This window comes from Egbenema bharatensis FJBBOT/2019 (assembly GCF_048077055.1).
Lineage (GTDB): Bacteria > Cyanobacteriota > Cyanobacteriia > Elainellales > Elainellaceae > Egbenema > Egbenema bharatensis.
Window position 1 is genome coordinate 7068815 of record NZ_CP182236.1, and the last position, 19307, is coordinate 7088121.

Sequence of the window (19307 nt, forward strand, 5' to 3'; positions counted from 1 at the left end):
TGAGTTCTATGACCTCAGTGTCCCCGCAAACCTCAACGACCGTCACCGTTCGTCCTGTGCAATATCGGGATCTCGATGAACTGGCTCGCCTGACCGCAACCGACGCAGGCTCGGAAGAGAGTGGAAATTTGGTAGACCTGGGGCGGCAAATTCGCCAGATTCGACGCTGGTACCGGCCATTCCGAGTCCTGAGTATTTTCCCCAACCCCCTTCAGCATTTCTTCGGCACCTACGTGGCGGAGCAGGCGGGACGACTTTGTGGACTGATTCAAGTCTCCCCCTTTAACCGGACTCGGAGTACCTGGCGAGTGGATCATGTGCTCGTGGGTGATCCCTTGGCAACCAATCCGGAGCAGCCCCTATCAATGGATATTGGGTCACAGCTCCTGCGTTACTGCTTTCAAGCCATCTGGGAAGCGCGAACCTGGCTGATTGAAGTCAATGTCAACGATAAGGCGACCCTGGCCCTATATCGGCACAACGGCTTCCAGACCCTGGCTAAAATGACCTATTGGGAAATTGCTCCAGAGCAGTTGCAGAACCTGGCGGAGCGAGAGCCAGATTTACCGAACCTGTTGCCCGTGAGTAATGCGGATGCCAGTTTGTTGCACCAGCTAGATACGGTGTCTATGCCGCCCCTGGTTCGGCAGGTTTTCGATCGCCATGTGATTGACTTTAAAACCAATCTGCTTGGCTCGATGATGGGCAGCCTGAAGCGATGGGTCAGCCATACGGATGTTGCCTGTGGCTATGTGTTTGAACCCCAGCGTAAAGCGGCGATCGGCTACTTTCGAATTGCCCTGAACCGCAACAGCGCGAAACCGCACACGGCTCAACTCACCGTACATCCAGCCTATACCTGGCTCTATCCCGAACTGCTGGCCCAAATGGCCCGAGCTGCCAAAGACTATCCCAGCCAATCCTTGCAACTGCTCTCAGCCGACTATCAACCTGAGCGGGAAGAATATTTAGAGCAAATTGGTGCGACTCGGATTGAACATACGCTGATGATGTCTCGCTCAGTGTGGCACAAGCTTCGAGAGTCGAAGTTTGCCCTGGATGGACTCCAACTTTCGGAGGTATTGCAGGGACTTCAGCCTGCCCGCAAGCCCGTTCCGGGTCGCTTTACCCTGCATCCGCCTCTGGAGAACCGCAATGGAGTCACAAAACTCCCACCCCCCGAAAATGAGGATAGCTGATTTTTACCCTGATCCTGACCTCAGCCTATGACTTCATCTCGCATTTCCGCCCTCGGTTTAGATATTGGCAGAAAGCGGATTGGAGTCGCTGGCTGTGATGGGACGGGCTTAATTGCTACGGGCTTAATGACGCTGGAACGCCGATCGTTTGCTCAGGATGTGGAAATCTTGCGCCAACTGGTGGAGGAACGCCAGGTTGAACTGCTGGTGGTGGGATTACCGTATACCATGGGTGGCGAACTGGGATCTCAGGCAAAACAGGTGCAGAAATTGGCCAATCGCTTGAGCCACGCCTTGCAACTTCCGCTAGAGTACGTGGATGAGCGATTGACTTCAGTTCAAGCCGAGCAATTGATCCAATCCGAGCGGCGTTCTCCCTCCCGCCACAAGTCTTTAATCGATCGCAAGGCAGCAGCGATCATTTTGCAGCGGTGGCTAGATGAGCGACGGTTAGAGGCGCAGCGTCGGGAAACTTTGACCGATTGCCATTAAAATCTGCCTTAAGGCAGACTCAGGCTGAAAAATGCGCAGTGCAAGTCGCAGAGTGAAGTATGATTGGCAGTGGTATATCGGTAGTAGGTTATTTTGCCATTAATATAGAGCCGATTGTGCCTGCATAGAGGCATTCCGAAAGAGTGTAGGAAAAAAGCGTAGGAAAAACGTAGGAATATTTGGGAATGGATAGGACAACAATGGAAGGTGATGCACAAACCGTTAGCTTGATTGACGAAGAGGGACGATCGCTGCTTTGTTACGTTGAGCAAACCATCCGGGCCAAAGGCAAAGAATATGTCCTTCTGCTTCCGGTCGATACACCGATCGAAATTTTTGCCTGGGCGGAAGATGATGAAAGTGATGACGAATTGCTAATGGACATTGACGAAGGCGAGTTGGAGGAAGTATTCTCCACAGCCAGAGCTGTCCTGGCAGAGCAGGATTTGATGTTGCACCATACCGCCCTCACGCTGACGGCAAGCGGTGACTTACCGGAAATTAACGAGGACGATATCATTTCCCTGGACATTGAAGAGGGGGATGATGAACCCATGAACATGGAGCAATTTCAGCAACTCGCCTCTTTTTTCCATGAAGAGCAAGAATACGTCGTTTGTACTCCCCTGGATCCGCTTTTGTTTTTTGCCCAGATGACTCCTAGCGGTCAGCCTGAACTGCTTTCGCCTGAAGATTTCCAAGTCTTGATGGCACTGGACGAATTTCAAGAAGTGCGGGCGCAGTTGGAACAGCAGGCAGAACTGATGGATGACGAACTAGAGTAATCTCAAAATCCCTCTAGCCCCCTTATTCAGCAATGACAGCATTTTCACGTATTTCTAAGTGGTTTTTCTACCTGATCCTGCTTCCTGCCACCATCGGCGTTTGTGGTTGGCAGGGTTGGGCCTGGTGGAGTTGGGCCAGTGCTCCGGTTGCTTCGGAGCAAGAAGTTAGCCCGACCGCAGACGGAACTGTACAGCTCCAAATTCCCCCTGGCAGCACGGCCCAGGAAATTGGCGAAAACCTGAAGGCGATCGGCCTAATTCGCTCCACGACGGCCTGGAACCTGTGGACACGCTGGGAAACCTTACGCGATCGCAACGGCAGTTTCCAGGCGGGAACCTACGAGATCTCGCCAACGGAGGCATTGTCTGACATTGCCGGTAAGATTTGGAGCGGTTCGATCGTCGAGCGCAGCTTCACCATCCCAGAAGGGTGGTCAATTCGGGAAATGGCAATCTATTTTGAAAACCAGGGCTTCTTCTCGGCTGAGGAGTTTGTCGCGGCAACTGAGCAAATTCCAACCGAAGCATTTCCCTGGCTCTCGCCCGACTTACCTCATTTAGAAGGCTTTCTTTATCCTGACACCTACAAAGTTGCAGAAGACACCAGCCCCACTGCGATCGTGAATCAGATGCTGGCCCGGTTTGAGCAGGTGGCACTCCCGATTTATGAACAGGGACAGGCACAAACGCCCTATAGCTTCCTGGAGTGGGTGACGTTGGCCAGCATCGTCGAAAAAGAAACCGTGATTGACGATGAACGCCCAGAAATTGCAGGGGTGTTTGCCCGGAGGTTAAGGGATGGCATTCCCCTTGGGGCTGATCCGACCGTGGAATATGCCCTGGGGATTCGTCAGACCGAGGATCAACCCCTGACCTTTGCCCAGGTGCGAATCCCGTCACCGTACAATACATATATCAATGCAGGGTTGCCCCCTACCCCGATCGCCAGTCCAGGCGTTTCCAGTCTGGAGGTTTCGCTGGAACCACCGGATACAGATTATCTTTACTTTGTGGCCCGGTACGATGGCACCCATGTGTTTAGCCGCACCCTGGCAGAACACGAAGCAGCGCAAGCCGCCATCCATGATGGACGATCGGCCCAAAGTGAATCCCGATCGGAAACCACAAACTAGCTACTTCCAGGCTGCCAGAACCGGATAGCTGTTGGATGATTTCTGGAAAACAGCACTGAGTTGAGTTGATTCGCTAGATTAGAGTTAGTTTCCACTATTAAGAAGGGAAAAATCATAACAGACCTCAGGCAGATTGAATGTGCTGCCTCCTTTCGTTTTTTTTACCCATACCACCAAATTGCTATGCCTTGGGCAAACTTGCTGCAACCCGACCTGATCTTAGGTAGTTCAATTCTCGACCTGACTCCAGAGCGACTTCAGGAAAACAACCTGAAGGGACTGGTGTTAGATGTAGATGACACTCTAGTTCCGGTTTCTATGACTGAAGCCTCACCAGAACTGCGGGAATGGGTGAACGCCGTCCGACCAACGGTTAATCTGTGGCTAGTGAGTAACAACATTAGCCAAGTGCGGATCAGTCGGATTGCCAAGTCACTCAATGCCCCCTACATTCTGGGGGCTGGAAAACCATCCCGGCGAAAGCTCCGGCAAGCGGTGACGGCAATGGGGCTGCCAGCGCATCAAGTCGCAATGGTGGGCGATCGATTGTTCACGGACGTTTTAGCTGGCAATCGGCTGGGTATGTTTACCATCCTGGTGGAGCCGATGGTGAATCCCGCCAGGGTCAGTCATCGCCATGTACTGCGAGATTTTGAAGTTTGGCTCTCCCAAAGTCTGGGGGCAACGTTACCCTTCGAGCAACAAAACGCAACAAATCCAGACAAACTTTAACCCGGAGCAATAAATATAAAAAAAGAATTAAGGAAACCAATGCATTTGTTTTTTGTGGATAGGATTGAGTTTAGATTGAATGGGGTCAGCCAATATAAAGACCCTAGACGTTAAATCACGATAGACACATGGCAAAGTGCTAGTTCTCACCAATAGAGGGCTGGCATTTTGCTTTTAAAGAAGAATTTGCCTTTGAAGAAGAATAAGGATCTGCGCTTCCTATGTCCCAAACGATCGTGGTCAAAATTGGTACTTCGAGTCTGACGAAATCAGATACAGGTTTTCTGGCGTTGGCGACGATCGCTCAACTGGTAGAAACCCTCAGCCAGCTTCGTCAGCAGGGACATCATGTGGTTCTGGTGTCTTCCGGGGCGGTAGGGGTGGGTTGTGCCCGGTTGGGACTGACGGAACGCCCCCGAACCATTTCTATGAAGCAGGCGGTGGCGGCGGTGGGGCAGGGACGGCTGATGCGTGTGTATGACGACCTGTTTAGCTCCCTCCAACAACCGATCGCCCAGGTACTCCTGACCCGCAGTGACTTAGTTCAGCGCAGTCGCTACGTCAATGCCTATCGCACCTTTCGGCAATTGCTCCATCTGGGGGTAATTCCCATCGTGAACGAGAACGATACCCTGGCAGTGGATGAGCTGAAGTTTGGGGATAATGACACCCTCTCAGCGATGGTGGCCAGCCTGGTCGAGGCGGACTGGCTGTTTTTGCTCACAGATGTCGATCGGCTCTATTCCGCAGACCCGCGCTACAATCCCGATGCCCAACCGATTCTGGAAGTCGAAAAGATTGAACACCTAGCGGAACTGAATATTGAAGTGGGCGATCGGGGTACTGCCTGGGGGACGGGGGGCATGGTGACAAAAATTGCAGCGGCTCGGATTGCCACTACTGCCGGAATTCGCACTGTGATTACTGAGGGTAAATCACCGCAGAATATGCTCAAAATTCTGCAAGGGGAATCCCTGGGCACTCAGTTTGCGCCACTGCCCCATGCTGTTAATGCACGCAAACGCTGGATCGCTCACGGCTTGGTTCCCGCTGGAAAGCTGTATCTGGATCAGGGAGCTGTTAAAGCAATTCGGCAAGCCGGGCGATCGTTGCTGGCCGCAGGCATTACCGAAATTGAAGGAGAATTTCAAAGCCAGGATGCGGTGCAACTATGCGATGAACGGGGGCAGGAAATTGCGCGGGGAATTGTCAACTATAACAGTCTGGATTTGCAAAAAATCCTGGGCTGTCATTCAGACAAGATTCCTGAAATCCTGGGTCATGCCGGAGCTGATACCGTGGTTCACCGAGATAATCTGGTTTTGAGCAGTTGATTTCCCTGCTATGCTTAGATTCTCAGTCGTTGGACAAACGCCTCGTGTTCTGGTGAACGGATCCCCTCCTGCACCGTAGCCAGCACCTTTGTCATATCTCCATCTAGCAGTGCTGTTACTGCCAGCCATAAACCCGGAAATCCTTCACTCCGAATAATGTCCACATTGGTTTCCTGTGCAATGTATTCCCCCCCTCGCAGCACAAACCAGTCGAGTTTCTGGTCAAGCACCTGCCAAACAATGTATTCTTGCACTCCATTGCGGCGGTAAGCGTTTTTCTTGTCATACAAATCATAGGCAGCACTGCTAGCCGCCACCTCTGCCACCAATTCAGGTGCCCCTTCAATATAGCCATCACTGCTCAGACGGGATTGCCCCCCTACTGCATCACTAATCAACAGGACGGCATCCGGTTGGGGTTCGTTATCCAGATCAAGCCGCACTGTTGGGTTATCTCCCATCCGCACCCCCCCGGTCATAGCCTGGTAAACTCCGAGCCAAGTGATGAGTTGTCCGTGCGGTTCAGCATGGGGTTCAAAACGCAGCGGCGATGGCACGTAAACCACTCCTTCAATCAGTTCAGCTTTCTTAAGATGGGGCATAGCATGATAGCGCCGCTCAAACTCTTGCCGTGTCAGCCGATCGCCGCTTTCCAGAGGAGGCAGTGACCCATTTGCAGAACTAGATTGTGCATGACTCGATCGTGCCTTCACCATCGCCACATTCCTGGAATCACCAGATACTGTTATTGTAACAAACCTGATCTTTAATTTCGATCGATTAGAATTGATGGGGGATTGCAGTCCAAGCTGAACAAAATGAGAGCAGATCAGGGGGAGAATACCCAGAATGAGAGCAGGATTTTTGCTGCATAGGGACGAATATCCCGAAAAATCAGGAAATGGGCTGCGATCGACTCAACCTAACGCGATAGAGCGTAAGAATTTTTAACAAAAACGCTCATCAAATCAGTCTACTGTAACAATTTAGGTGCATTTTTTGCTGTTTGTAAGCACTGCTTCACTCGATCGGTTCTTTTATCTGAGCTACCCCTCAGAAGTACCTCAGTGAACGGTCTGCGCCATGCAATTGTACGTTGTGTGACAGTGCGCCATGTAACGATCGGCTGGTTTTTAAATCCGGTTGACTTTCAAATAACGAAACAAGTGTTGGGACGTTAAGTAGGACTTTTAGTATGACCAGTAATCTAGCAACCAAGCTGCGAGAGGGCACCAAGAAAGCTCACACTGCTGCTGAAAATATGGGTTTCATCAAATGCTTCCTGAAGGGCGTGGTTGAAAAGACCTCCTATCGGAAGCTGGCTTCCAACTTCTATTTCGTTTATTCCGCAATGGAAGAGGAAATGGAGCGTCACAAGCAGCACCCTGTTGTTTCTAAAATTTACTTTCCTGAGTTGCATCGCAAAGGGACTCTAGAACAGGATTTGGCTTACTACTATGGCAGCAACTGGCGGGAACAGATTGCGCCTTCTCCTGCCTGCGAACTCTATGTCAATCGGATTCGGGAGATTTCTAATACAGCTCCTGAACTACTAAGTGGCCCATTCCTATACGCGCTACATTGGCGATCTGTCCGGCGGACAAATTCTCAAGAACATTGCGCAACGGGCGATGAACCTGTCTGAGGGTGAAGGGACTGCCTTCTATGAGTTTGACGCGATTCCCGATGAGAAAGCCTTTAAGGTAAAGTATCGGCAAAACCTGGATGAAATGCCGATCGACGATGCCACTGCCGATCGGATTGTGGATGAAGCCAATGATGCCTTTGGGTTGAACATGAAGATGTTCCAGGAGTTAGAAGGCAACTTAATCAAGGCGATCGGTCAAATGCTGTTCAACACGCTGACGCGGCGGCGGGTACGGGGCAGCACGGATACTGGATTGGCGGCGACGGCTGAATAGGAGACGCGGATTTTTTCGAGGGCTGGGATTTGGGGTTGTTGGTCTACCGTTTAATGGCTGCAAGATGCGGTGATTAAAGCGTAAGGCTGGCGATCGGAAATCCTGGCCCTCGTTGTTTTTTATAGGAACAAAAGCCTGGGTAGAAATAGAAAGGGTGGGCAGTGCCCACCCTTCTTTCGTAGTGCAGGCTTCCAGCCTGCGCGGGCAAGATGCCCGCTCTACGGTTGCTATGGGTCGTGGATTAAATAACCTGTGATCATTCTGCCTTGTTGACTGGGCGGGCAAGACTTCGGCTTGAGCTCAGTCGAAACGCTGCCCACCCCACAAGAATTCTAAATGATTAAATTCGTATTCCTGAATTCATGCCCGCTTCTATTACGCGAACGCTTCTACTACGCGAAGTAGATCACCATTGCTATGGTAAAAATCACCAATACGATCGCCTGAATTCGGTAGTTCAGCCACCAGGGAGTGCCTTCCAGCTCTTCCGACTCTTCCCGCCAGGTTCGGTCTGACCAGGTAATATCAGCGATCGCCTGACGATCGGGAGCCGGGGTCATGAGGGTGACTCCCACCAGCAGGGCAACGCTAAACAGCAGGATCAATCCGGTGGCATAGAGAAACTGGAGATCGTAAAGTTCCATAATTTCGCCAACTACGAACATGGCAATGCTTACCGGAATCCCAACTGCCAGGGTGACAAATGCGGCATGGCGAGTCGTGCGTCGCCAGAGTAAGCCACCCAGGAAGACGGTGACGACGGGCATGGTGATGTGACCCAGGAAGGACTGGAAGTATTCTACGATCGTCGGGAAATTGGCGATTTGGGGAGCCCAGATCACGGCCAACACCATAAACACACCGATCGTGACTCGTCCGTAAAACAGGAGTCGGCGTTCGCTCAGGTCGGGTTTGAGTTGGCGGACAAAATCATTGGTGACGAGGGATGATGCACCGTTGAGGGCAGAGTCTAAGGTAGACATCAGAGCTGCTACTAATGCCGCCAGTACCAGTCCCCGTAGTCCCACGGGCAACAGGTCAAAGGCCATCACCGCCAGACCATATCGGGATCGGGGAGATCAGGATAGAGCGATCGACCCATTGTGCCAGGTAAAATCAGCAGGAACAGGAGCGGCAGTTGCAATAGTCCGCAGAACAAAGCACCCCATCGTCCGTGATTAACGTTACGGGCAGACAGGACTTTTTGTACCACCACATGGTTGGTAATCCAGTAGTAAATCCCTAACCACAACACGCCGCTAAAGATGCCGGGCCAGGGCAAGAAATCATCATCCGCTGGCTTGAATACCGTGAAACCATCGGGGGGAGCTGCATCAACGATCGCCTGCCAGGAACCCAACTGAGCCATCCCAACAAAAAAGATAACGCCGCCTGCAGTCAGCAATAGAATTCCCTGGATGGTATCTGTCACCATGACAGCAGACAGCCCGCCCAGAAGCACATAAATACCACCCAAAACTGCGATCGTCACAATTAACCAGAAAAGAGCAATATCGGGAAACAACAGTTGCAGTGTGATTGCTCCGGCATACATTGCTCCCGCAGAGTCAATGAACATAGCCGTGAATATAGTAAATGCCGAGAATAGAACCCGCGATCGACCGTCATATCGCTTTTCTAAAAACTCCGGCATTGTTGAAACTTTAGAATGCAAATAGTATGGCAAGATGAATACAGCAAAGAAACACAGTACTAATGTTGCCATCCATTCATAGTTCCAGACGCTAATCCCGTCATCGTATCCGGCTCCTGCCAGTCCTACATAAGATGTACCGGATAGATTCGCTGCCATTAACGCGAACCCAATTAAGAACCAATTACTACCCCTTCCTCCTAAGAAAAAACTCTCCTGATCTTCTTTTTTTCGCCCAATCCAGAACCCGATCGCCAACACGCCAATCACATAGGCAATCAAAATTCCCAGATCTAAGCCTGTTAGTTCAAATTGAATATTTGCCTCTTCCATTTTTTAAAAACCATGATGGGAATAAAAAAAACTGCAAAGCCAGACGATCGCTGACTTGCTGCAAATGACAAGACGATCGCCTTCTGTTATGTGTGATACATAAGCTGGATATTGGGTATCCTATTAGCCTAGCTAATACCTCTACATCCCCCTCTCGAAGGAGTGTCTCCTTAGCTTCATCTACCTATGGAAAGAATCTAGAGTTTTAAGTACGCAAATTACTTTTTTCCATCATTATTTGCCGAACCTTCAGCTTTTGTTAAGCCACGCCCCCCAAACAGCCTTGATATAATTTGGGCAACCTATAGAGTAGGGCAGCATTAATCATGGCAACTGTAGCAGTACTAGAGTTCATGCAAAAGACCGCTGAAAATGAAGCTTTACGGCAGCAGCTAGAAGCCCTATTAGGGGTTGGTGATGGCAATATTAGCAGTGAAGCTGAATTGGATGCAGAAGAGTCAGTGGCGCTGGAAGAACGTGCTCCACTGGTAGCAGAATTTGCAGCAAAGAATGGTTACGATTTTTCGGTAGACGATTTACTCACCGTTGTGAATGCGTTTCAAAAGCATCAGTCTGGTGAAATGTCGGATGAGGATTTTGCTGAGTTAATTGGCACGGCGATCGTCGATGAAGGGGGGGATATGAATCCCAAAGTCGCCAATCCGTTGAACCGGTTGGGTCGGTATTTGTCGAAGACGTATTTGGGATATTGAGTTAAAGGGGGTCGGGGGTTTGGGATCACGAATCCGGACTTCTCACCTGAAATGGCGAACAGGGATCATGGTGGATGGCGATCGGTCTGTATGGATCCCCGTTGAGTTAAGGGCGATTCGCGATTCGCCCCTACTGACCTGATGATCCCCCGACCGCTCCTATCCCCATCCCGCTTGTTTCACCAACTTCATGAAGTTTCGCTTGGCTTTGTAGGTGCGTTGCAGATGGGCAACCCACTGTTCAAACTCCTGGGCGCGATCGAGTCGTACCATCAGCTCGCGGGACTTGCGGAGGAATTCAACGGCATCCGCGTAGGCCTGATTATTGGTTTGTTGAATCAGGGGTTCAACCTGTTTCTGATAGATCGGCAGAACCTCTTCAGGATGATCTGCTTTACGCAGTTCGGCCAGTTTGAACCACAGTTTTTGACTACATCCGCCTGCCTGCGCTTCAATCCATGCCTGTTCTGGGTTCCCTTCCCACAGGAAAATTTCCACCAGGGTGGAGTGGTCGTGCAAGGAGTATCCGTAACTGGTTCGCTGCTGTTTACCGGAAGCAACCTGTTCTCGGACATAGGACAAGGCCCGATCGCGCCACTCAGCCCAATCATGGTGCTTTTCAGCCTGTTCTTTAAGCCGTTGATAGCTTCCCAGGTGAGCCATCTGTTTAAAGGCATTCCAGATTAAATCGATCGCTTGATCAAACCGTCCGCGTCGTTCGTATTCTTCAACCAGAAATTCTCGGAGTTGGGCATCGGGGCGATCGGGAAACGTCTGCATTCCCTGCTCTGCCCATTCCAGCGCCTGATCCGGCTCTCCGGTTTGCTGATAGAGTTTGGCGATCGCCAGATAATTGGCAGGGCGGGAGAGATCGCGTTTTTTGATGGCAATCAAAGCTTCCAGATCCTGAGACTGTTGCGCCAAATTTTCCATCATCCGCGTCAACTGCCACCGGGCACTGGAAAAGCTGGCGCGAGACTGACTGGCATTAAGCGGCGGGAGTTTTTCCCATTCTGCCTCTACCAATTGACGGTAGCGATCGATGCCCCGTTTGCCCAGGACTGCGGCATAGGTGTTGATAGCACTATCAAACATTCCAAAACCGGATTGCATCTCCCCCTCAAACAAGCGTTCTGCCAGGGTTTCGGGATCGGGTTTTACCTCCAGACAAGCCCTATAGTGTAACTCCTGCAACTGCTCCATCAGGGGAGTCATATGTCCATCGGAATCGTCCACTGAGTTGAGGGACTCTTCAAACAGCGGGAAGGTATACTCGCACAGCTCCATCACCTCCTGAGCATAGCCTGCTTCTAGCAAGTCTTCCAGGGAGTCGAAGGCAGTTGAAACGCCCTCGGCATAGCTGTAGGCTTCGTAATAACCAATAAAACTCCCCGGACGAATTGCATTGCGGAGGGCCCGTTCAAAGGTTTTGATATTAATGCGCTCAGCCCGAGTGGCTGCTTTCATAATCAACGCTTCCTGCCACTGGGCATCGTCCATTGCCCGATCGATCACCATTTTGACCAGATCGTCTTTATTTAACCCCTTGAGATAGGTTGCCACATCCTCCATCGTGGTCATACGAGACGATCGCTTTCGGGGAACGGGTGCCGCCACATCCCCTTCTGCTAAATCAGCAATGACCTCTGGATTTCGCAACCAGGTTAAACCCACTGCCACACAATGCTTACAGCAGGCTCCTTCCGCTCCCAGGGGACAGGTGCAATCATAGTCCAGCTCCTCCCCTTCCACCCAGAGTTGCACCCGATACTCCTCAGTTCCCGCCACCTGAGCCGTCAGCACCCCATCGTATTCTGCCAGTGAGCCAACTTGTCCTCGGCGGAAATAGTCCTCACCGCGCTGGAAGTAGAGATCACCCGCCAGATCCAGCAATCGATCGCGGGTCAGAATGTCAGCCAGTGGTGATGCCATACGCCAATCTGGAGAGGGACTGCATAGAATAGGGAAATGATAGCAACTCTTTGGATAGGTGAAGGCAATTTGCCCTTGCCCTGATCCTGGAACGGGCGAATCGCAATTCGCCCCTACCCCCCCTCGATCGCCTACAATCAACCTTGTCGTATCTCTATTTGAACTAACCCACTCTTACGAACCCATGTCTCAGTCAGCACCCGCCGAAAAAATCCACCTGCCGAAGACCAGCGAATCTGAGCAACTCAAAAAGATCCGCCACACCACCTCCCATGTCATGGCGATGGCGGTTCAGAAGCTATTTCCCAAGGCGCAAGTGACGATCGGCCCCTGGATTGAGAATGGCTTCTACTATGACTTTGATAGCCCAGAACCCTTTACCGAGAAGGATCTGAAAGCCATTAAGAAAGAAATGGCGAAGATTATCCGGCGGAAGTTGCCCGTGGTTCGGGAAGAGGTGACGCGGCAGGAAGCAGAGCACCGGATTCAGTCGATCAAAGAGCCGTATAAGCTGGAAATTCTCTCAGACATTAAGGGCGATCCCATCACGATCTACCACCTGGGGGAAGAATGGTGGGATCTGTGTGCCGGGCCGCACCTGGAAAATACGAGCGAGCTGAACCCCGATGCGATCGACCTGGAAAATGTCGCCGGAGCCTACTGGCGCGGGGATGAAACCAAGGCCCAACTCCAGCGAATTTATGGCACGGCCTGGGAAACTCCGGAGCAATTAGCGGAATACAAACGCCGTAAGGAAGAAGCCCTGCGTCGGGATCATCGTCGCCTGGGGAAAGAGTTGGGGCTGTTCATTTTTGCGGATCCGGTGGGCCGGGGTTGCCCCTGTGGACTCCTAAAGGAACGGTGCTGCGATCGACCCTGGAGGATTTCCTGAAGCAGGAACAGCTAAAGCGGGGCTATCTTCCTGTGGTTACGCCGCATATTGCCCGGATTGATTTGTTTAAGATTTCTGGCCACTGGCAGAAGTATCAGGAAGATATGTTTCCGATGATGGCGGAGGATGATCAGTCCCGTCTATCGGAGCAGGGCTTTGTCTTGAAGCCGATGAACTGCCCATTCCACATCCAGATCTACAAGAGTCAGTTGCGCTCCTACCGCGAGTTACCGATTCGATTAGCGGAATTCGGCACCGTTTATCGCTATGAGCAATCGGGCGAGTTGGGCGGCTTAACGCGCGTGCGGGGCTTCACCGTGGATGACTCCCACCTGTTCGTGACACCAGAGCAGTTGGAGACGGAATTCCTTAAGGTGGTAGACCTGATCCTGTCGGTCTTCAACAGCCTGCGACTAAAGAACTTTAAGGCCCGTCTCAGCTTCCGCGATCCAGACTCCGACAAATACATTGGCTCCGATGAGGCCTGGAACAAGGCGGAGGCAGCCATCCGTAATGCAGTGGAAACCCTGGAGATGGAACACTTCCTCGGTATTGGGGAAGCCGCTTTCTACGCCCCAAGCTGGACTTCATCTTCCAGGATGCCCTGGAGCGGGAATGGCAACTGGGAACGGTGCAGGTGGATTACAACTTGCCCGAACGGTTTGAGCTGGAGTATGTTGCAGAAGGCGGTAGCCGCGAACGACCCGTGATGATCCATCGGGCCCCCTTTGGCTCCCTGGAACGGTTGATCGGGATTCTGATCGAAGAATATGCCGGAGATTTCCCGCTGTGGCTGGCTCCCGTCCAGATTCGGCTGCTGTGCGTCACGGAGGATCAAATGTCCTTTGCGATGCAAACCGCAGAAAAAATGCGGCTTCTAGGGATTCGGGTGGAGGTCGATCGCAGTGGAGAACGCCTCGGTAAAATGATCCGCAACGCTGAGAAGGAAAAAATCCCGGTGATGGCGGTGATTGGGCCAAAGAGCTGGAGGCAAACGCTCTGAGCATTCGGACGCGGGCTTCTGGTGAACTGGGAGCGATTCCAGTCGATGAAGTGATCAACCGCATGCAGGAAGCGGTGACAAATTACGCTGACTTTTAATGGGGCAGGGCGGGGCACTAAAGCCTTTGAACCCACCCCTACCCCTCCCAGGAGGGGATTTTCGGACAGTTTGGAGGGGGCTGGAGTCCCCTAAAACCCTTCCAGGGGATTTCGGACATTCCCCTCTTGGGAGGGGCAAGGGGTGGGTCGCTCGCCCAACATGGCGTTATAAGTTCCTGAATCGTTATGAAACTAAAAATATTTTGCCTGGGCGGAGTGCTGGTGCTCTTGCTGGCGGGGTGTGGCACCCTTAACCGCTCCCAACCCACTGCCTCCCCCCAATCTACCGCCGATGTCCTGTCTGATCCGATCGCCCAGGAGTCTCTCAGGGCTTTAGACACAAATGAATCTCCTGGGTTTTCTACCCATGCTGAGTCTTCTGAGTCTCAACCCTCACCGAATCCAACCACTCCGGCAGTCATTGATACGGATCTGAACCCAACCCCGCGATCGAACGATGAAGCCCTGACCCTGGAGCGCGATTACGAACCGACTTCACCGCTGCCCAGCACGGGACAGGTGACCATCCGCGACAACATTCGGAATGTCTCCCTCGATCGCCTGATTGCCGACTGTCCCACGGATACTGGCCCCTATGCCCTGGCAGAAAGTACGAATTACATCGTGCAAATCTGTTCCGCTGAATTTGATCCCTGGATGCCGAAATACTATCTGGGACGCACCAAAGCAGACGGCAGTGAGATTTGGCTGACGAACGAGGATCAGGACACCGCTCGCCAACTGATCTTCCCCAACGGCGACTACACCTATGTGCTCTACCGCGATAGTGCCCGGCCCGATGAAACGAACGCCTACCTGGAGATTCATACACCAGAGGGTAAGGTTTACGCCGAAGCATTAATCTATTTGTACGAACGCAGCGATCGACCTTTTTGAGAGAATTTTGGATTTTAGATTTCCCTTTTCATACTTCCCTCTTCCCTCTTCCCTCTTCCCTCTTCCCTCTTCCCTCTTCCCTCTTCCCTCTTCCCTTGCCGATCCAGTAGACAACTTGAAATTTTGCCTCGGTTCAGAGGGGGAAAGTCATAATAATGGCGAGTTCTCTCCAAAATTGTTGGTTCTTCGTGCTTGGACTTTCATCCTGCCCTTGTTGTGATTTTTTCTAAACCATGCAGACTTCATCTCCCCGGATAACTGATCCCGTCAATGATATTCTGCGCCAGGGTGCTCGATCGTTAGATGCCATTTTTGCGCCCCAAACCGTTGCTGTGATTGGAGCGACGGAGCGATCGGGCAGTGTGGGGCGAACCGTGTTATGGAATTTAATTCAAAGTCCTTTTGGTGGAACGGTCTATCCCGTCAATCCCCACCGGCATAGCGTGTTGGGCATCAAAGCCTATCCCCGCATTAGCGATGTACCAGAGTTAGTTGACCTGGCGATCGTAGTGACACCTGCCGCAACGGTGCCGAATGTGATCCGCGATTGTGTGGAGGCGGGGGTGAAGGGGGCCATTATTATTTCGGCTGGATTTAGGGAAATTGGCGCGGCAGGCATTGCCCTGGAACAACAGGTTTTAGCTGAAGCGCGACGGGGCAGGATGCGGATTATTGGCCCAACTGCCTGGGGATCATGAGTCCTCACACCGGGTTAAATGCCACCTTTGCCAGTACCACGGCCCAACCGGGAAACGTTGCCTTTATCAGTCAGAGTGGGGCCCTTTGTACTTCCATTCTGGACTGGAGTTTGCGAGAAAACGTCGGCTTCAGTGCCTTTGTCTCGATCGGTTCCATGCTGGATGTGAACTGGGGAGATTTGATTGACTACCTGGGAGCTGATCCCCACACCCAGAGCATTGTGATTTATATGGAGTCGATCGGGGAGGCGCGATCGTTTCTCTCGGCGGCGCGGGAGGTGGCTCTGACGAAGCCGATTATTGTGATTAAAGCCGGACGAACGGCGGCGGCCGCCCAGGCCGCAGCGTCCCATACAGGGGCACTGGCCAGTAGCGATGATGTCCTGGATGCCGCCTTCCGGCGATGCGGCGTGTTGCGGGTGAATCGGATCGACGACCTGTTCAACATGGCAGAGGTGTTGTCCAAGGAACCCCGACCCAGGGGACGACGGTTGACCATCTTAACCAACGCGGGTGGTCCCGGTGTGATTGCTACGGATGCCTTGATGGGCGGTGGCGGTGAACTGGCTGAACTTTCAGAACCCACGATCGCTGCCCTAAATGAAATTCTGCCGCCCCACTGGAGTCACCATAACCCGGTGGATATTTTGGGGGATGCCGACCCCGATCGCTATGCCCAGGCGATCGACATCATCGCCCAAGATCCCAATAGTGATGGCTTGCTGGTGATCCTTACCCCCCAGTCCATGACCGATCCCACTGCCACGGCTATGAAACTGACGGATTGGGTTCAGTCTCAGGCAGCCGCAAAGGCTAAAAATCCTCAGTTCGTGTCCTTTACGGCCTCAACCCCTCGTGTTCAACCCCACACCAAGACCCTGCTGGCCAGTTGGATGGGGGGGCGGGAAGTGGCAGAGGGGGAAGCGGTTTTGAACCAGGCGGGAATCTTCACCTTTCCCTTTCCAGACACTGCCGCTCAGGTCTTCAACTATATGTGGCACTATAGCTACAACCTGCGGGGATTGTATGAAACACCGTCCTTATCGGGCGTAGAAGACCAGGAAAATCGCCAACTGGCCGAGCAGTTGATTCAGTCGGTGCGATCGGCGGGGCGAACCCTCCTGACAGAGTACGAATCCAAGCGGTTGTTGTCTGCCTACGGTATTCCAGTGGTGGATACGCGAGTGGCGGTGACTGAGGATCGGGCGGTGGAATTGGCGGATGAAATTGGCTATCCAGTCGTCTTAAAGCTGTTCTCCCAAACCATTACTCATAAGACCGATGTGGGGGGAGTGCGACTGAACCTGCCGGATCCGGAAACGGTGCGAAAAGCCTATCGGGCGATCGAAGGTTCAGTGTCTCAAAAGGTTGGCGTGGAGCATTTTGGCGGAGTCACGGTGCAACCCATGCTGAAGTTGGCAGGCTATGAGCTAATCATCGGCAGCAGTTTTGATCCGCAATTTGGCTCGGTGCTGCTGTTTGGGACAGGGGGACAACTGCCTGTCGGGGGTCAAGCCCAACTCGCGCCTGCAATTCCTGCACTCGTGCCGTTGCTTCAACCAACTGCGACTGAGCTTGGGCAATTTGCTGTTCCAGGGTTGCAATGATATTGACCGCCGCAGAAGCCTCCTCCTCCAGAACAATAATATTGTTTTGCTCCCGAAAGCGTCGCAGTGCCCGATCTGCTTCCTGAACCGCGGACTCAGTTCGGGGTAGTTGAGAAGCGATGAATTCCCGTGCCGCTGCGGTTTCCGCCCGGTTAGACTGCACATTCTCCTGGAGATAAATCTCCATCAAGCGATTCACGACTGAAGCAGCTAACTCAGGATCCTCCGATTTGTAAGCAATTCTTAGAACATCTGTTCCCGGTATTCCCCGAACTTCAAGGTTTCGATTTAAGTCTTCCGGTTTTAACAAAGCCCCCTCATCATCCCGCAAACTCAGAGAATTAATGGTTTCCTGAAGGATTGGCGTAGAACTAACGATCTGGGCCTGGGTGTCCAGAGGATTGTTGTTAAGCCCTAAAGCTTCAAGTCGTCCGATTTCTTCTGCTAATCCTGTCAATGCAGAAGTCCGGTTTGATCTGAACAACAGTTGCCCAGCCGCTTGATAAGTTGGCCTGCGAGAAAGTGCATAGAGTGATGCAAGCGTCAAAACAGCTCCAAAGACACCCAATGCTGGCAGCCAGCGACGCTTAATGACTAACCAATATTTTTGCAGATCAATTTCTTCAATGTAGTCTCTAGACTCCATAGATACCGACCTCAATTCAGAGGGTAACTAAATATACTGATTTCGGAGTCAAACTCAGTTCAACTCACATAAGCTCTGAGAGCAAGCATTGACCTGCTGCAAACAACTCTTGCCTGTCAACGAAACGAAAGAGCTAGTCAAATAACCGCACTTTGCATAACACACCTGATTTAATCAGCAGTATAGGGGCAGCCTCGACATAAACTCAATTAAAATCGTGATAGATTCTGTAAATTTTGTGTGAATTTCTCCGTGTAATCCGCGAACTTTCCCTTATGTCATCTTCATCCTCATCCACCTCCTGTTCACCCTTGAATGTCCCCCAAACCTGGACGTGGCGCGGTTTTCCCATCTGCTACCAACACCAAGGAGAAACAGGAACACCGATCGTCTTAATCCACGGTTTTGGGGCATCCTGGGGTCATTGGCGCAAAAATATTCCCGGCTTGTCAGAGAATTTTCGGGTGTATGCGATCGATCTAATTGGCTTCGGTGGATCAGCAAAGCCTGTGCCTGGAAAAAGTAGCATAAGTTACACCTTTGAAACCTGGGGACAGCAAATTAGTGATTTTTGTCGAGAGGTGGTGGGGGAACCCGTCTTTTTAGTGGGAAATTCGATCGGCTGTATCGCGGCGATGCAGGCGGCGGTGGATTCTCCTGAGGGGGTGCAGGGTGTTGTATTGATTAATTGTTCCTTGCGGTTGTTGCATGATCGAAGACGCAGTCAGTTACCGTGGTATCGCAGTGCAGGTGCGCCAGTCTTGCAGAGTCTTTTGGGTATTCGCTGGCTGGGACATACGTTTTTCAAAATGATCGCCAAACCGAAGACTGTGCGGAAGATTCTACTTCAAGCTTATAAAAATCCGGAAGCTGTGACGGATGAGCTGGTCAATCTGATTCTCAATCCTGCTGCGGATCCCGGTGCAGTGGATGTCTTTTTGGCATTCACCCGGTATTCCCAGGGGCCCTTACCTGAAGATTTACTGGAGCAACTGACCTGTCCAGTCCTCATCCTCTGGGGGACGGATGATCCGTGGGAACCGATCGCCCTGGGACGAGAGTTGGCAGAGTTTTCCTGTGTGCAAGACTTTGTTCCGTTGGCAGGGGCGGGTCATTGTCCGCAGGATGAAATCCCCGATCAGGTCAATGCGCTAGTACAAAACTGGATCGTCCAACAAGTCCACTCCCGTTCTCAATCCTAGCTGTCCTGCACATCACTGCTAAAATTTTGCAAAAT

At 51.9% G+C, this 19307-nt stretch carries 14 protein-coding genes and 3 pseudogenes; 12 read left to right on the plus strand and 5 right to left on the minus strand.

What is annotated here, in order from left to right:
* Positions 1–8 precede the first annotated feature (8 nt).
* The 6 genes from ACM1PF_RS32895 to proB all read left to right on the plus strand — a co-directional run bounded on the left by ACM1PF_RS32895 (position 9) and on the right by proB (position 5675).
* Positions 9–1199 carry a GNAT family N-acetyltransferase gene (locus ACM1PF_RS32895; RefSeq protein WP_416670643.1) on the plus strand — a complete coding sequence of 397 codons (1191 nt, stop codon included), beginning with the start codon at positions 9–11 and terminating at the stop codon, positions 1197–1199.
* A 27-nt stretch (positions 1200–1226) separates the two neighbouring features.
* Positions 1227–1691, plus strand: coding sequence for a Holliday junction resolvase RuvX (gene ruvX / locus ACM1PF_RS32900; RefSeq protein WP_416670645.1), 465 nt, complete (start codon positions 1227–1229; stop codon positions 1689–1691).
* 185 nt (positions 1692–1876) lie between these two features.
* A complete protein-coding gene (locus ACM1PF_RS32905; protein WP_416670646.1) occupies positions 1877–2476 on the plus strand; it encodes a DUF3727 domain-containing protein in 600 nt (199 codons plus the stop codon).
* A 32-nt stretch (positions 2477–2508) separates the two neighbouring features.
* Complete coding sequence (gene mltG / locus ACM1PF_RS32910; protein WP_416670647.1) at positions 2509–3609, plus strand: endolytic transglycosylase MltG; 1101 nt, start codon at positions 2509–2511, stop codon at positions 3607–3609.
* A 183-nt stretch (positions 3610–3792) separates the two neighbouring features.
* Positions 3793–4341, plus strand: coding sequence for a YqeG family HAD IIIA-type phosphatase (locus tag ACM1PF_RS32915; RefSeq protein ID WP_416670648.1), 549 nt, complete (start codon positions 3793–3795; stop codon positions 4339–4341).
* A gap of 221 nt (positions 4342–4562) precedes the next feature.
* Entirely contained in the window at positions 4563–5675 is a 1113-nt protein-coding gene (proB, locus tag ACM1PF_RS32920) for a glutamate 5-kinase (protein WP_416670649.1), read from the plus strand.
* 14 nt (positions 5676–5689) lie between these two features.
* Here proB and ACM1PF_RS32925 read toward each other — a convergent pair whose 3' ends face one another.
* Positions 5690–6391: a Uma2 family endonuclease gene (locus ACM1PF_RS32925; RefSeq protein WP_416670650.1), complete on the minus strand. Its 702-nt coding sequence runs from the start codon at positions 6389–6391 to the stop codon at positions 5690–5692.
* A 479-nt stretch (positions 6392–6870) separates the two neighbouring features.
* On the opposite strand from ACM1PF_RS32925, the pseudogene ACM1PF_RS32930 reads away from it, so the two are divergent.
* Positions 6871–7597: pseudogene (locus tag ACM1PF_RS32930) on the plus strand (heme oxygenase (biliverdin-producing)).
* A gap of 392 nt (positions 7598–7989) precedes the next feature.
* On the opposite strand, the gene ACM1PF_RS32935 reads toward ACM1PF_RS32930, so the two are convergent.
* Both ACM1PF_RS32935 and ACM1PF_RS32940 read right to left on the minus strand, forming a co-directional pair.
* Complete coding sequence (locus ACM1PF_RS32935) at positions 7990–8646, minus strand: sodium:solute symporter family transporter (protein ID WP_416670651.1); 657 nt, start codon at positions 8644–8646, stop codon at positions 7990–7992.
* Positions 8646–9584, minus strand: a complete 939-nt coding sequence (locus tag ACM1PF_RS32940; protein ID WP_416670652.1) for an SLC5 family protein — start codon at positions 9582–9584, stop codon at positions 8646–8648. Before ACM1PF_RS32940 ends, ACM1PF_RS32935 begins: the two co-directional genes overlap by 1 nt.
* 326 nt (positions 9585–9910) lie before the next feature.
* On the opposite strand from ACM1PF_RS32940, the gene ACM1PF_RS32945 reads away from it, so the two are divergent.
* On the plus strand, positions 9911–10297 hold the full coding sequence (locus ACM1PF_RS32945; RefSeq protein ID WP_416670653.1) for a hypothetical protein: 387 nt from the start codon (positions 9911–9913) through the stop codon (positions 10295–10297).
* 159 nt (positions 10298–10456) lie between these two features.
* On the opposite strand, the gene ACM1PF_RS32950 is transcribed toward ACM1PF_RS32945, so the two are convergent.
* Positions 10457–12229 (minus strand): SWIM zinc finger family protein, encoded by a 1773-nt coding sequence (locus ACM1PF_RS32950; protein WP_416670654.1) that lies wholly within the window; start codon positions 12227–12229, stop codon positions 10457–10459.
* 184 nt (positions 12230–12413) lie between these two features.
* On the opposite strand from ACM1PF_RS32950, the pseudogene thrS reads away from it, so the two are divergent.
* The 3 genes and pseudogenes from thrS to ACM1PF_RS32965 all read left to right on the plus strand — a co-directional run.
* Positions 12414–14222, plus strand: a pseudogene (thrS, locus tag ACM1PF_RS32955) (threonine--tRNA ligase).
* Positions 14223–14408: 186 nt separating this feature from the next.
* Entirely contained in the window at positions 14409–15119 is a 711-nt protein-coding gene (locus ACM1PF_RS32960) for a hypothetical protein (protein ID WP_416670655.1), read from the plus strand.
* Positions 15120–15352: 233 nt separating this feature from the next.
* Positions 15353–17316: pseudogene (locus tag ACM1PF_RS32965) on the plus strand (acetate--CoA ligase family protein); the annotation flags it as partial.
* Here ACM1PF_RS32965 and ACM1PF_RS32970 read toward each other — a convergent pair.
* The gene (locus ACM1PF_RS32970) at positions 17252–18070 is read right to left on the minus strand and encodes a GumC family protein (RefSeq protein ID WP_416670656.1); all 819 of its coding nucleotides are present in this window, start codon (positions 18068–18070) and stop codon (positions 17252–17254) included. The pseudogene ACM1PF_RS32965 and the gene ACM1PF_RS32970 overlap by 65 nt on opposite strands.
* 275 nt (positions 18071–18345) lie before the next feature.
* Between ACM1PF_RS32970 and ACM1PF_RS32975 the strand changes: the two genes are divergently transcribed.
* Positions 18346–19272, plus strand: coding sequence for an alpha/beta fold hydrolase (locus ACM1PF_RS32975; RefSeq protein ID WP_416670657.1), 927 nt, complete (start codon positions 18346–18348; stop codon positions 19270–19272).
* Positions 19273–19307: the final 35 nt, after the last annotated feature.